This is a genomic window from Gordonia amicalis (assembly GCF_022059885.1).
Classification (GTDB): Bacteria; Actinomycetota; Actinomycetes; order Mycobacteriales; family Mycobacteriaceae; genus Gordonia; species Gordonia amicalis.
Genome location: NZ_CP091855.1, coordinates 3,066,894 through 3,081,287, shown reverse-complemented (window position 1 = coordinate 3,081,287; position 14,394 = coordinate 3,066,894). Strand labels below are relative to the sequence as shown.

Sequence of the window (14,394 nt, the reverse complement as noted above, 5' to 3'; positions counted from 1 at the left end):
CTGAACCCGCTCGGCGTGGCTCAATGCGGTCAGCCCCGCGTGGTCAGAAATGATCGCGAATAGCGGTGCAGGCTGTCCGGTGGGTAGACGCTTGGGCGCCATGGAAGGTGACGTTCCGGGGCGCGCCCCGTTCGACCGCCTCTCGCGACGCCGTTGTTTGGTTGTCTTACCCGTACGAGGCTTGCCTCGCTTCTTCTTCGACATCTTAACCTCCGCGATCACGTCGGGAATTTGTGATATTCGCACCACTGCCTATACAGAATAATGGCAGCGTAAGTCATGCGCCGTTGTCAACGATTGAATACGTCTCTTGCGTATGCCGCCGCAGCAGAGACCGAATTTCGCTCGATCGTCGCAGGGTACTACCCAAGCATGTGTGGAAGGAATCCCATTCGAATTATCCCCCCAGTGTCGGACTTACATGATCAATCGTCGCCCAAGTTGCTCACATATTCTGCGTACGTTGCAGCAGCTGCCACAGCATGTCGCTCGATCGTCGCGGGGGAGTAGCCTAGGGCATCCGCGAGGATCGCGGGGAGCAATGATCAGAACCTGTGGATGACCCTCGGTGAGGGGGCGTTGAAAGTGGGCGCACCTTCCCGAGGATGATCTGAATATCCGAAGGTCCGATCATGAGCCGGCGTTGGCGCGCTGGTTCGGGAAGGTACGCCCATGCTCACCGTAGTTCACGATGCCACCGAGGCCACTGAAAGCACCGGCGGTGCCGGTCGGTCGTTATTGGACGAGATCGTCCGCGACGGCGCCCGGCAGATGCTGGCTGCAGCACTCAAAGCCGAGGTCGCCGCCTACGTGGCCCAGTTCGCCGACCAGCTCGATGAGGACGGCCATCGGTTGGTGGTCCGCAACGGCTACCACCAGCCGCGTGAGGTGCTGACCGCGGCCGGCGCGGTCAAGGTGAAGGCGCCGCGGGTCAACGACCGCCGCGTGGACCCCGATACCGGTGTGCGGCAGCGGTTTTCCTCGGCGATCCTGCCGGCGTGGGCACGTAAGTCTCCGCAGATGAGTGAGGTGTTGCCGCTGCTGTACCTGCATGGGCTGTCCAGCGGCGACTTCACTGCGGCGTTGGAGCAGTTCCTCGGCTCGGGTGCGGGGTTGTCGGCCTCGACGATCACCCGGCTGACCGCGCAGTGGCAGGACGAAGCCGCGGCGTTCGGGCGCCGTGATCTGTCCGGTACCGACTACGTCTACCTGTGGGTCGACGGCATCCACCTCAAGGTGCGCCTGGAGCAGACCAAACTGTGCCTGCTGGTGATGATTGGCGTGCGTACTGATGGCCGCAAGGAGCTGGTGGCGATCACCGACGGGTATCGGGAGTCCACCGAGTCGTGGGCCGACCTGCTACGCGACTGCAAACGCCGCGGGATGACTGCCCCGGTGCTGGCCGTGGGCGATGGCGCCCTCGGGTTCTGGAAGGCGGTCCGCGAAGTGTTCCCAGCGACCCGTGAGCAGCGGTGCTGGTTTCACAAGCAGGCCAATGTCCTTGCCGCACTGCCTAAGTCGGCACATCCGTCGGCGTTGGCGGCGATCAAGGATATCTACAACGCCGAGGACATCGACAAGGCACAGGTCGCGGTCAAGGCATTCGAGGTCGACTTCGGCGCCAAATACCCCAAGGCCGTCGCCAAGATCACCGACGACCTTGACACCCTGCTTGAGTTCTACAAGTACCCGGCCGAGCATTGGATTCACCTGCGCACGACCAACCCGATCGAAAGCACTTTCGCCACGGTGCGACTTCGGACCAAGGTCACCAAGGGGCCTGGATCACGCGCGGCCGGGATTGCCATGGCCTACAAGCTGATAGACGCCGCACAAGCCCGCTGGCGGGCCGTCAACGCCCCGCATCTGGTCGCCCTGGTCCGTGCCGGCGCGGTCTTCCACAAAGGCAAACTGCTCGAACGGCCCACCGACATCACCCCACCGCAACCGCCTTCAAACGGTGACGAGCGCACCGGAACGGAGGTCGCCTGAAACACCCCGATCCACAGGTCTTGACAATTTCTCCGATCGCGGGTGGTGCGAGCTTTGTGAGTTCGTGAAGTGTTCCAAGGCGGGCCGCCCTGGTACTGCAGATCGTCGTGAGGCACGTTCGTAAGTACCCCGGGTTGATATGTTGACCAGGCATGTACCCGCGGAACACCCATGTTGTGGCCGGATGCGCAGCGGTGTTCGCGAGCTCGCGCTCGCCAGCGAGGTAGCGGAATGGCTCATCAAGGGGCTCGGGCAGGGCGATGGCGATGTCGCCGAGCGTTACTGTCACAAGCTCGTCGGAGACAATCACGTCGTCCCACGTGAGTTTGACGACGCGATCGATCTGCTGGCCGAAGACGAGTACCAGGATCGCCGCAGCTCGGTCTCGAGGATTCAGCGCCAGTTTGTTCGACGTGATGCTGTCGACGGCATCGTGCTGGTCCTCAGTACTCATCTTGCGACTGCCACGACGGTGCGGCGTCATCGTTAGGTTCGCAGGGACCAGCGTGGTCTTGATAGCCCACGAAAGGAAGCGTATGGCGAACTCTCTCGTGCTCGGACCTTCGGCTTGCCAAGCGTCTAGGTCGGGCTGAGACAGGCCCGTAATCGAGATGTCCCGAGCGGTGAGCCAGTTGAGGAAGTCGATTGTTACAGTGACGGTTTGCTTGGATCTCAAGAAGGTTCCTTGCGACACCGACTCCATCGAATGCATCTGACGTAGATGGTGCCAACGAATATAGCGGTTTACGACGTCACGATGTTCCTCGGATATTACACGGCTGAGGGCTTCGTTGGACCATTCGATATAGCGGTGGAGCAGTCCGTCCCTAGGCGAAAGGATCTCGTGGGCCACCAACAGTTCTCGAACGTACTCGCGTGTTCGTGACTTCGGTAACGCATCGACCACCTCATGAGTCACCGCTGGCGACTGTGCAAGGTCAGTGAGAAATGCAGTGACGTGCGGTTGGTTGATCCACGTGAGTCCGCTATTGGCTCGTTTCATGGACTTCAACGCGGCCGCGAAGGGTTTGAGCTCAGCGTTGATGGCCCCCGTCTCTGGGTTCGTCAGGATCCGGTCAATCGTCGATCCGAAGACGCATCGCCAGCACCGCCCCTTGGCATAGAGCTCTTCTTCTGCGCCGCATTCCACGCAGTCGACGTTCAGTTTGATGCCGCTGCAGGCACGGCAGGCGGGTCGACCGTTGATGATTCCGGGCAGGACGCCGTTGTGGCCACATGCGCACACACCGCGGGTCCGTTTGGCCGCTTGGTAGCAGTAACCACAGATCTCTAGCTCCTGCCAGGTAACGACGCATTCGCGGTGCTCTCCGCAACGCTCGCAGGGGAGCCAGCGCTCTGGGTCTTCTGGCTTACGTGGGCGTGCCATCGTTACCGTCATCTCGGACGATCTTGATCCTGCGTGCCACGGAGCGCTTCTCACCTACGCCTAAGTCCGCCGGATTCGCCGGCGCGTCTGCGGTGGCCGCGGCTCGCATCTCGACGTAGGGCTCAAACAGATCGTTGGGTGTGCATTCGAGGATGTCGCATAGGGCAGCGAAGGTACGAGCCGGGATCCGTTCGGGAGTACCAGTCACCAATCGGTGCACTTGGGCGTTGGAGAGGTTGATCCCACGTGACTTCAGCAACGGGATGAGTTCCGTTGTCTTCCAAAGGTTGTGGTCGGCCATTCGTTGGCGCAGATTCCAGTGATAGCCGATTCGGCGTTGCTCGCTCACGGGTACTTCTTACTCCCACTTTCGTCACGAGTGACGATTCTCTGTTGGATCATCCTCTGGATGGTCTTCTGTTTGAAGTCTGCAGATACCGATGTGTAGAGGGCGGTGGTCGAGGAGTATGCATGGCCGACTTGCTGTTGTACGAACATTGGGTCGTATCCCGCCTCGAGGAGATGTGTGACGTACGAGTGGCGCAGGCAATGCATCTTGAGCTCCTTCGGCAGGCCGGCCATGTCGCGGACTGCGGTGAAGGTTCGATTGAAGTTTCGGATACCCGTGGCGCCGGCGCGTTCGGATGGCCACAGTGATGCCGAGCGGTCCGCAGTCGCAAAGAGCTCACGCCCGTGCTGCGACATCCAATGTTCGAGAATGCCTACGACCCAGTCGAACTCAGGCACAGTCAGGACCGTGCGTCGCCGTGGGCCCGACCCTGACATGCCCTTGGCGTAGCGGACTTGAACAGCGCCGTAGTGTCCATACTTCTCGACATGCGGATTCGGGCCGAAGTCGTAGTGTTCCAGCATCGCCAACTCGCGGCGCCGGAGACCGTAGGCATAACAGACCTTAAACGCTGTCGAGTCTCGCATGAGCGGGAGCCAGCGTTTCGAGCCCTTCGTGAACTCCTGGTCTACGAGGTCATCACACGCGTCAAAGAACGTCTGTAATTCGACCTGGGTGAAGCTACGCCGATTGGCCGGAATCGCGTCATCTGTCTTGTGGCGCGGCGTGTTCCACTCGAAGACAACTTGAGCGGGAACGTCATCGAACGCTTTGCTACAGAAGGTAGCCCACCCGTACCTTTCGTCAGTGACGTAATAGCAGAACGCCCGAATAGTGCCAGCGTTCGCGCGCAGCGTCGACACCGAGACAGCTTTGGGACCGGTGCGCCGATCAGCGAGGAACTCATCGACATGGATGGGTTGCCAGGTCCACGGATACTCGTTCGAGTGCTCCTGGAAACGCGCCACCAAGCTGCAGGACGACCGGATAAACGGCACACCTAGGCCACGCGCCAGCATCTGCGCCCGCCAGCCGTCCAGCATCGCCTCGAACACTCGGTCTTCAGGCCGCAAGAGACCGACGACACCGTTGGCGAGGAACTCAGGGAGCCGGCCCGGGACGCTCTGCATCAACTCAATGTACGCGAGAATCTCTCATCTGTTTGGCTAAACCAGCACCGAAGTGCGAGAACGATGACCCGAGCGAGCGGCGGCACGCCACACGCACCGGCGCAACCTGCACGGTCACTCGAGATGGACTGGGTCGAGTCCTCTCATCTGTTTCTACTCGGCCTCGTTGAGTGCCGATAAGATACATTATGTCAAGTCGAGCACCGTGTACTACATCAGCTGCGCAACGGGCTGGCCTAAGCCAACCCCTACCTCACGCTGCCGCCCAAGCACCCCCTTGGTCGAAAACGATGGCCGCAGCGCCTTTGGCGCATGGTCGTCTCGTGCTGCGTTTCTGTCCGACGTCTCGCCAGCGGACTGGATCACCCGAATTCGCGACGCGTGGAAGTCGCTTGTGCTGTTCGGGCCTCCTGAGTTCGAGGAGGATGCGCGTGTCCGTTTTGTTCCAGATCCAGTCCACAGGCACCAGCGCTATCCGACCGAAGACTTCACGCAGGCCGTCTATGCGGGCGACGAGCACGCCATCATCGCCAGGACGTGCAGAGCCCTGGCAGCGGCGACGCGCAGCTCCGACGACTGCTACTTCGCGATTTGGGCCGGCTACTCAGGTGGCGTTCCTCCCCTACCGGGAGGGCCTCGGATGCTTATCCCGAACCGCGACTACCACCTCTACGCCGGCACACTTTCCGACATCAACGAGTGGGAGGAGCCGTGGACACCCAAGACGCCTGCGCTACTTCACGACCCGCCGGCCTTCGTATGGCCCGCCGACCACGCCTGGTGCCTGGGTGGCATTCACCCTTGTAACGTGCTTAATCTCGACGATCCGTATCCCACCCTCGCCAGTCTGACCCGCTCACAACCGGTCAGCCGAATCGCCGGCTCATCGTTTTTTCTCGTGACCGGGTGGGACGTGATCGCCGAGGCGGTCGCCCGGCCTGAAGACTTCTCCTCGAATCTCACCTCCACCATGGTGTGGAAGGACGACGGAACCGTCGAGGAGTACCCGATCGCCGATCTGGGTCTCCGATCCACGTGCTGGCCACCGCGGACGACCCCTTCACAAGCAGCACCGCGCGATGGTCATGGTCATGCCGTCGTTGGTGGCCCAACGCGTCCGTGCCATCGAACCCTTCGTCGACCGCACCCTGGACCGTTTGTGGGATGACGGTGTCCAGGACAGCGAGATCAACTGGGTGACGACTGTTGCGCAACGCCTGCCGATGGCGGTAGTCGCCGAGCTGCTCGGTTTTCCACCTATGACATCGACGATCTGGTCCGGTGGTCGTTTGCGGCGACCGTTCTGCTCGACGGAGTCGTGACGCAGGCCCAGCTCGAGACCGCCGCGGAGGCGGTGGGCGAACGTCTATCTATCGACTGCGTTTGACGGCGCAGCGCACCAACCGGCGAGAACGTGATGGGAGACCTGGCGCGTCTGGTCCCCACCGGGGCCCTCGACCGCGACACCGCGGTCATGATCAGCCTGCAACTCGTGGCTGCGGGCGCGGAGTCCACGGTGAGCCTGCTGGGCAGCGCTGTGTATCTACTCGGCCGGAATCCGCACATCATCGACGAGCTCTGCGGCGATCGCGACCTCGTCTCTCCGTTCATCGAGGAGGTACTACGGCTGGAGTCGCCGTTTCGTGGACATTACCGACATGTCGTCGCGGACACCGTCCTCGGCGACGTTGATTTGCCGGCCGGATCGCACCTCTACCTGATGTGGGGCGCGGCGAACCGCGACCCGGAGAACTTCGATCGACCCGAGGAGATCGACCTAACCCCGACCGCACGCCGCTCGCATATGGCGTTCGGCAAGGGACTGCACCTGTGCGTGGGCGCGGCTCTCGCCCGGCTCAAGGGAAGGGTCGCGATCAACCATTTACTCGACAAGGCGCCCAACGGATTCGTCGTCGACACAACAGATCCCGACTGGGAGCGCAGTCTGCTTGTCCGCCGCCTGCGACGACTACCTGTCCGGCTCGGCACCTGATGTTGCCTCCGATCGCGCCTATCACGGCTCTCCTCACCAGCTACGCGGAGCGGTTGGATGCCGGGGACCTACGCGGGGTGGCAGCTCTCTTCAACCGGGCAGAACTGCTGGTCTCCGGCGAGCGCATCGGAGCCGGAAGCGAGTCTGCGACCGCTGGGACCGACAGTTCTTCCCCGACTGCGAATGCGAACACCCCTGGGGAGTACACACCCACCCCACCTGGAGCTTCCCCTGCGGCACCTTCTGCGGCTGCCCGATCTACCGGCAACAGGCCATCCCTGCTCGCGGCCAGTCGCCACCCGCAGACGTGTCTAGGGGCCGGTATAACTGAGGTGGTAGTACGCAGCTCGGACGATAACCGCGCAAGCCCGAGCAATGATCAGAACCTGTGGATGACCCTCGGTGAGGGGGCGTTGAAAGTGGGCGCACCTTCCCGAGGATGATCTGAATATCCGAAGGTCCGATCATGAGCCGGCGTTGGCGCGCTGGTTCGGGAAGGTACGCCCATGCTCACCGTAGTTCACGATGCCACCGAGGCCACTGAAAGCACCGGCGGTGCCGGTCGGTCGTTATTGGACGAGATCGTCCGCGACGGCGCCCGGCAGATGCTGGCTGCAGCACTCAAAGCCGAGGTCGCCGCCTACGTGGCCCAGTTCGCCGACCAGCTCGATGAGGACGGCCATCGGTTGGTGGTCCGCAACGGCTACCACCAGCCGCGTGAGGTGCTGACCGCGGCCGGCGCGGTCAAGGTGAAGGCGCCGCGGGTCAACGACCGCCGCGTGGACCCCGATACCGGTGTGCGGCAGCGGTTTTCCTCGGCGATCCTGCCGGCGTGGGCACGTAAGTCTCCGCAGATGAGTGAGGTGTTGCCGCTGCTGTACCTGCATGGGCTGTCCAGCGGCGACTTCACTGCGGCGTTGGAGCAGTTCCTCGGCTCGGGTGCGGGGTTGTCGGCCTCGACGATCACCCGGCTGACCGCGCAGTGGCAGGACGAAGCCGCGGCGTTCGGGCGCCGTGATCTGTCCGGTACCGACTACGTCTACCTGTGGGTCGACGGCATCCACCTCAAGGTGCGCCTGGAGCAGACCAAACTGTGCCTGCTGGTGATGATTGGCGTGCGTACTGATGGCCGCAAGGAGCTGGTGGCGATCACCGACGGGTATCGGGAGTCCACCGAGTCGTGGGCCGACCTGCTACGCGACTGCAAACGCCGCGGGATGACTGCCCCGGTGCTGGCCGTGGGCGATGGCGCCCTCGGGTTCTGGAAGGCGGTCCGCGAAGTGTTCCCAGCGACCCGTGAGCAGCGGTGCTGGTTTCACAAGCAGGCCAATGTCCTTGCCGCACTGCCTAAGTCGGCACATCCGTCGGCGTTGGCGGCGATCAAGGATATCTACAACGCCGAGGACATCGACAAGGCACAGGTCGCGGTCAAGGCATTCGAGGTCGACTTCGGCGCCAAATACCCCAAGGCCGTCGCCAAGATCACCGACGACCTTGACACCCTGCTTGAGTTCTACAAGTACCCGGCCGAGCATTGGATTCACCTGCGCACGACCAACCCGATCGAAAGCACTTTCGCCACGGTGCGACTTCGGACCAAGGTCACCAAGGGGCCTGGATCACGCGCGGCCGGGATTGCCATGGCCTACAAGCTGATAGACGCCGCACAAGCCCGCTGGCGGGCCGTCAACGCCCCGCATCTGGTCGCCCTGGTCCGTGCCGGCGCGGTCTTCCACAAAGGCAAACTGCTCGAACGGCCCACCGACATCACCCCACCGCAACCGCCTTCAAACGGTGACGAGCGCACCGGAACGGAGGTCGCCTGAAACACCCCGATCCACAGGTCTTGACAATTTCTCCGCAAGCCCTCCGGTCGATGATGTGGGCTTTGCCCTCTCGGACCGCCGCGGAGTGGAGGCTGCCAATGGCGTAGTTCATGCTGTATCCCTGGTCCAAGTATTCCGCGGATATGTGGCCGAGGCCGACCAAAAGTGCTGAATCTACTTCGTACGCGAGTTGTCGTCGCACTGCAGCGAGGTATGCCAGTTCGTCGTCTGTGTATCCCGGCCCCATGACCAGCGAGGAGGACTCGTCGGGCCGGTCGTCGGAAGCCAGGTTGACGATGATCACGCTGGCTCCAATAACCGCGAGGACTGCGATGCTGACGACAGCGAGCCCTATGCGGAACCGTTTGCGTTCGTCGTCGTCAGGAGTCGGCGACTTCTGCCCGGGCTTGGGCCGGTACTCGGGGTTGGGCTGAATCATGAAACCGTGACGTTCTTCGAAAGCGGTCATGCGAGTTCTCCACTTGTAGCGTGGCCTCGCCCGTCTTGAAGGTCACTCAGTCCCCGACGCGATTCGGGTGGCGTCACTAAGTGAATAGGCACGTCGACGAGCAGTGTTACGCGAGTTAGCCCTCGCGCGATCCGTTCCGGGATTACAGCCCGGGTCCGTGGTCGCGGGAGCGTTCTGCGGGTGGCGTCGGCGAACACACAGCCCCGCAAGTTCATCGCGGACAGGGTTACCCCGTCCACATGAGCGCGTCGCAGCGATGTAATTGTGGCGCGGGAACGCCGGCTTGCTCAGTGAGATCCCGATCCAACGCCATGAGTTGCAAGAACGTGTCCGAGCCACGCGTCCAGTGCCATCCCGGCCGGTCGCCGCAACCGCCCGTCCGGGTCGAGGATTTTCGGTATCGCGATCCGACGACAGGCACAGAGACGCCTTCACTCTGATCCTGACTCAGCAGCCGTTCCCAGTGCTGCGGTCTCCGCACGCACCTGCTCTACCTGCTCAGCAATCACCTAGTTGGCGACCAGCTGACATCCAGTCATCCGGACGCTTGGACCTCACGTACACGGGGTCGAAACGAAGTCGTTGACCAAGGGCCCAGTCGCGGCCAGGGATGGGGTCGATTCCAGCGAACAGTTCAGCGGGTGGTGCCATTTCCGCACGGTAACAGTGTCGCGTGTCGCTCCAAGAGTTCTCGACAAACAGTCGTGGGACACGTCGTCTCCCGACGTGTTCGACGCAGGGTAACGGTGAGGCAGAGTTTGCGGATAGGGACTTAACAGGCAAGTTCGGAAGCCGGATGAGTTGGAGTTCCCAAGATGTCTATACCTCCGCGGGAGCCCTCGGCCGAGCGGTCGCCCGACGGCGAATCGCCGAAGCAGAGCGGGGTCCGAGACGGGCCTAAAAACTCGCTGTTAAGCCGCCGACGCCTTCTCATTGTGGCAGCGATCGCAACTGTCGCTCTCGTCGTCGTGGCAGCGGTGGTGCTCTACGCCCAGACACGGCCTACGTCCGACACCGCTTGGACAGGTTTCCCGCGCAGCCAGTCCTGCGCGGTGTCTCCTACAGCCGACGAACTTTTTCGGGGCGACCCCAGTTACGTTTCCGGTGTGCCCGCCCAGTCCGTACAAGCCGAGGAGGTGTTCATCGAGGACCTGGGCGACTCGACAGTGCGCCTCACGGTCACCTTTGCCGGGACACCGGAGCCGGTGCCGCAGGTCTTAATCCCCGGTTATGACGGCGCTCATCGAAATTCCCCAGTGATGCTCATCTGAATTCCCCACCCGTGTGGCTCCGCCAGAGTAGGCGGGCCTCCCGTGATGCTGATGGTCTCTGACCACTCACCAGCAACCTCGGGAGGCCCGCTTTCATGTTGACACGGGAGAACGATGTGGAAGTACATGCACTGCACAACCGGGGGTGGACGATCTCGGCGATCGCCCGCCACACCGGCCACGATAGAAAGACGATCCGGGCCTACCTCAACGGTGAGCGCACCCCGGGCCAGCGCAAGAGGCCGGCGGTTGATCCGTTCGACCCCTACCTCGACTATGTCCGGGCCCGACTCGACGAGGACCCGCATCTGTGGTCACGCACGTTGTGCGATGAACTCGAGGACCTCGGCTACACCCAGTCGTATCAGACCCTGACCCGCCAGATCCGGACTCGCGGTCTGCGACCGAAGTGTGCGGACTGCGCGCAGGTCACCGAACGGGCGAATGCGATCATCGAACACCCGCCGGGTGAAGAGACACAATGGGATTGGGTGGAGTTGCCGAATCCTCCAGCGCAGTGGGGTTGGGGTTCGACCGCATTCCTGCTGGTCGGGTCACTGTCGCATTCGGGGCGGTGGCGTGGCTATCTGGCACCGGATATGACCCGCCCGCAGGTGATCGCCGGTATCGACCGCATCACCCGCCGCTTGGGTGGGGTCACCAAGTCGTGGCGGTTCGACCGGATGGCCACGGTGTGTCACCCGGCAACCGGCGCGTTGACCGCCGAGTTCGCCGGCGTCGCCAAGCATTACGGCGTCTCGGTGGCCGTGTGCCCACCCCGGCGCGGGAACCGCAAGGGTGTGGTGGAGAAGTCCAATCACATTGCCGCGCAACGCTGGTGGCGCACACTTCCTGACGAGCTGACCGTCGAGCAAGCCCAGACCAGTTGCGACACGTTCTGCCGGACCCGCTCGGATGTTCGGGTGCGCCGAACCAAAGATGGGCGCTCGAACGTGGCCACCATCGCCAAACGCGAACCCCTGAGCGCCCCGCCAGCAGCTCCGTACCCGACGACGGTCACCGAGGTGCGGAAAGTGTCTCGCCAGGCGCTGGTGGCATGGAAGGGCAACCAGTACTCGGTGCCCCCGGAGTTGGCGATGAGCGACGTGCACGTCAGTGAGCGTCTCGGTGACGGGCATATCGACATCGCCACCGACTCGGGCATCGTGATCGCCCGCCACCGCCTGGCCACTGCCGGCTCGGGAGCCCAAGTGCGTGACCACGGCCATGTCGTCGCCTTGGACACCCTGGCCCAGGCCGGCGCCTCATCGAGTCGCCGACCGCATCGCCGCAAGGAACGCATCCCACCCGGCCAGACCGCCCGACAAGCTGCAGAAGCGCTGCGCCGCGCAACCGCCCACCCCGCCACACCGACCGAGGCGTCGGTGATCGATCTGAGCGTGTACGAACGCGCCGCACAGAACAGGACCCAACTCCCATGACCAACAAGACCGACGAAACCACCACCACCTCCAATCCGAACAGTGATGCACCGCAGTCACAATCGGCGGTCTCGGTGTATCAGCAGCTACGTGGGCATCTCGCCGCACTCAAACTCGACTCCGCCGCGCAAGCCCTACCGCAGGTGCTGCAGACCGCCGCCGAGCAGGAGTGGACGATGACCTACACCCTCGAGCACCTCCTCGGCATCGAGGTCGATGCCACCGAGGCCCGCCGCCTGGCCGGGCGGCTGCGGTTCGCCTGCCTGCCCACCCCCGCCACCCTGGACGGGTTTGACTACGACGCCGCCCCCGGAGTCGACCGAGCATTGATCCGCGAACTGGGCACTTGCGCCTACCTCGAATCGGCCACCAACGTGCTGCTCATCGGACCGCCCGGCACCGGCAAAACCCACCTCGCCGTCGGGCTGGCGCATGCCGCGGTGCACGCCGGCTACCGCACGTATGTGACCACCGCCGCGGATCTGGCCGCCCGCTGCCACAAAGCCGCCATCGAGGGCCGCTGGGCCACCTGCATGCGATTCTTCGCCGGTCCCACCCTGCTGGTGATCGACGAACTCGGATACCTGCCGCTACCGGCCGAAGCCGCGTCAGCGCTGTTTCAAGTTGTGGCACAACGATATTTGAAGACAAGCATCGTGATCACCACCAACCGGTCAGTCGCCGAATGGGGTGAAGTCCTCGGCGACACCACCGTCGCCGCCGCCATGCTCGACCGACTGCTACACCGCTCCGTCGTGCTCAAACTCGACGGCGATTCCTACCGGCTACGCGACCACCACGCCCGCACCCAAAACCAGCGCACCGCCACCGCACCAACCCGACGGACGCTACAGTAGGAGCCGCCCACGGGTGGGGAATTTCAGTGAGCACACCTGGGGAAGTTTCTTGAGCCCCGTCAGTTACGGTGATCAGCGGATTCCTCAGCCCGGGGCATGGGAGTTCACGATCTTTTTGTACCCGCGGGGTTTCGACGCGAAGTACCCACCGCCCATCTATTTCCACTCGGACAATTACGACCCCGGATGGACTGGCTGGCAAATAGACGGCTTGGACGGCGAATCGCGCTATCTTCCGGTCGACGATTGGGCCTTTGAGGGCCACACCTTTACTCTCACCGCTGACTTGTCGGGTTACTTCGGCATTCCGAAGGGCGACGCGTTTTCGACAGACATCTGGGTCATGCCGAGTCAGCACAACTCTCCTCCAACCGGATACGAATCCCCCGCCAGCTATTTCCCCTTCTACAGCTACCCAACCTACGTCTGCCCACAAGCCAGCGCCCACCAGCGGCAGAACCCTCAGCCGACCACCTCAACGGGTGGACCGAGCGCTTTGCAGCCGCGTTCGACGTCTATCGCCCGAAACTCTCCTCAGCAGTTTGCGGACATGGACGAACTTGGCTTTCGGAACTCCCACGCCCGCTGTGATGCCGACGACGAACCTGCGGCGACGGCTCGGACGGCTCAGTCGCAGTTAGTGATCTGTGTTCAGAACGATTACAGCTACTACTATCGCGGTGTCAGGCTGAGCGACCAGGCCCCTAGCGAGTATTGGAATGTGCAGGCCAACTACATAGGGTGGGTAGTCACCAACGGGTCAGTCACCTACACCATCTCGGAGGACGGTCTTGAGATCGCTGACGCGGGTGATGTTCTCGCACACGAAGCAATGATCGAATACCGTGCCGGATAAGCAGTGTCGGAAGCATGTAGGCGGCCGATAACTGCAGCCTGGGCCGCAGGGTCTCCACGATGGTGCCGAGGTCCTTCTGCTGGGCGCGCCGGCCATCTTTGGCACGTACCGGGCAAGAATTGCGTTCCACACGCCCGACGTACGGTCGCACCTTGCCGTCAGTGGAGAACAACCGAAGATCTCAGCGGTGAATCTCAGTCCACCGGTGTGTGGGCTGCATCGCTACCGAACGCGACATCACCTACATCGCCGCCACATTGGAGGCCGATTGTCGGCCCGTCGCCGAACCTGGCCTGTGGGCCATCCGCGGCGGCGACGTCTTCGTCGTCGGTCCCACCGTCGCGCGATCCGCCGGTGAACGTCGCCCCGCCGAACCATGTGTCCCCGGTGAACGTCGCCCCGCCGAACCCCCGGCGGTCCCGGTTAGGACGGACTGCGGCAGACTAAGGGTGATGGATCGACCACCTTCGAGGTCGAGGTCGCCGTCGATGCGGGCGCCGATCAGGCGGATGGGTAGCTTCTCGTCAACGAGCAGGTGACGCAGGTAAACGGCGCGCACGACGCGGTCGTCGGTCCAGCCGACGGCATCCTCGACGGTCGGTTTCCAGGACCCTTTGCGTTCGGTGTCGGTAGGCAAATCGCATCGGTCGCCGGTATGGGCGGCGGTCAACAGCTGGTGTTCGGCGGGGGTTGCGGGCTGCACTGCTGGTTGCACTCCTTGCACCAGCGTGTGCTGGGGCTCCAACTTGGGGCGAGTCTACGGACGCAGCTGATCCTATCGGCACGTCACCATTTCGAGAGGTCCAATATCGCACTAGCCTC

General features: G+C 62.9%; 13 protein-coding genes. 8 read left to right on the top strand and 5 right to left on the bottom strand.

The features are described from left to right. The first annotated feature begins 672 nt into the window (after positions 1 to 672). Complete coding sequence (locus tag IHQ52_RS14120; RefSeq protein WP_006438912.1) at positions 673 to 1,992, top strand: IS256 family transposase; 1,320 nt, start codon at positions 673 to 675, stop codon at positions 1,990 to 1,992. Here the strand turns inward: IHQ52_RS14120 and IHQ52_RS14115 are convergent. Genes IHQ52_RS14115 through IHQ52_RS14105 form a run of 3 tightly spaced genes read right to left on the bottom strand, consistent with a single transcriptional unit; the run spans position 1,934 to position 4,858 of the window. Further along, positions 1,934 to 3,379, bottom strand: coding sequence for a Fis family transcriptional regulator (locus IHQ52_RS14115; RefSeq protein WP_238063600.1), 1,446 nt, complete (start codon positions 3,377 to 3,379; stop codon positions 1,934 to 1,936). The genes IHQ52_RS14120 and IHQ52_RS14115 overlap by 59 nt on opposite strands. Continuing rightward, a complete protein-coding gene (locus IHQ52_RS14110; protein ID WP_024497890.1) occupies positions 3,363 to 3,728 on the bottom strand; it encodes a helix-turn-helix domain-containing protein in 366 nt (121 codons plus the stop codon). The genes IHQ52_RS14115 and IHQ52_RS14110 overlap by 17 nt, the downstream gene beginning before the upstream one ends. Then, a complete protein-coding gene (locus tag IHQ52_RS14105; RefSeq protein WP_035760292.1) occupies positions 3,725 to 4,858 on the bottom strand; it encodes a tyrosine-type recombinase/integrase in 1,134 nt (377 codons plus the stop codon). Before IHQ52_RS14105 ends, IHQ52_RS14110 begins: the two co-directional genes overlap by 4 nt. Before the next feature lie 277 nt (positions 4,859 to 5,135). Between IHQ52_RS14105 and IHQ52_RS14100 the strand changes: the two genes are divergently transcribed. The 3 genes from IHQ52_RS14100 (at position 5,136) to IHQ52_RS14090 (ending at position 8,677) form a co-directional block, all read left to right on the top strand. Continuing rightward, positions 5,136 to 6,026 (top strand): hypothetical protein, encoded by an 891-nt coding sequence (locus tag IHQ52_RS14100; RefSeq protein WP_232512986.1) that lies wholly within the window; start codon positions 5,136 to 5,138, stop codon positions 6,024 to 6,026. Positions 6,027 to 6,275: 249 nt separating this feature from the next. After that, a complete protein-coding gene (locus tag IHQ52_RS14095) occupies positions 6,276 to 6,851 on the top strand; it encodes a cytochrome P450 (protein ID WP_232512987.1) in 576 nt (191 codons plus the stop codon). Positions 6,852 to 7,357: 506 nt separating this feature from the next. After that, positions 7,358 to 8,677 carry an IS256 family transposase gene (locus IHQ52_RS14090; RefSeq protein ID WP_006438912.1) on the top strand — a complete coding sequence of 440 codons (1,320 nt, stop codon included), beginning with the start codon at positions 7,358 to 7,360 and terminating at the stop codon, positions 8,675 to 8,677. Here the strand turns inward: IHQ52_RS14090 and IHQ52_RS14085 are convergent. Continuing rightward, positions 8,619 to 9,146 (bottom strand): hypothetical protein, encoded by a 528-nt coding sequence (locus IHQ52_RS14085; protein WP_157753397.1) that lies wholly within the window; start codon positions 9,144 to 9,146, stop codon positions 8,619 to 8,621. The two genes, IHQ52_RS14090 and IHQ52_RS14085, sit on opposite strands and share 59 nt — an antisense overlap. 935 nt (positions 9,147 to 10,081) lie before the next feature. Here IHQ52_RS14085 and IHQ52_RS14080 point away from each other — a divergent pair. The 4 genes from IHQ52_RS14080 to IHQ52_RS14065 all read left to right on the top strand — a co-directional run bounded on the left by IHQ52_RS14080 (position 10,082) and on the right by IHQ52_RS14065 (position 13,572). Further along, positions 10,082 to 10,417 carry a hypothetical protein gene (locus IHQ52_RS14080; RefSeq protein ID WP_238063599.1) on the top strand — a complete coding sequence of 112 codons (336 nt, stop codon included), beginning with the start codon at positions 10,082 to 10,084 and terminating at the stop codon, positions 10,415 to 10,417. 95 nt (positions 10,418 to 10,512) lie between these two features. Then, positions 10,513 to 11,859, top strand: a complete 1,347-nt coding sequence (locus IHQ52_RS14075; RefSeq protein ID WP_024498618.1) for a Mu transposase domain-containing protein — start codon at positions 10,513 to 10,515, stop codon at positions 11,857 to 11,859. Beyond that, positions 11,856 to 12,716, top strand: coding sequence for an IS21-like element helper ATPase IstB (gene istB, locus IHQ52_RS14070; protein ID WP_024498619.1), 861 nt, complete (start codon positions 11,856 to 11,858; stop codon positions 12,714 to 12,716). The genes IHQ52_RS14075 and istB overlap by 4 nt, the downstream gene beginning before the upstream one ends. Before the next feature lie 49 nt (positions 12,717 to 12,765). After that, entirely contained in the window at positions 12,766 to 13,572 is an 807-nt protein-coding gene (locus IHQ52_RS14065; protein ID WP_238063597.1) for a hypothetical protein, read from the top strand. Positions 13,573 to 13,813: 241 nt separating this feature from the next. Here the strand turns inward: IHQ52_RS14065 and IHQ52_RS14060 are convergent, their stop codons facing one another. Beyond that, positions 13,814 to 14,275, bottom strand: coding sequence for a hypothetical protein (locus IHQ52_RS14060; protein ID WP_024497551.1), 462 nt, complete (start codon positions 14,273 to 14,275; stop codon positions 13,814 to 13,816). Positions 14,276 to 14,394 lie beyond the last annotated feature (119 nt).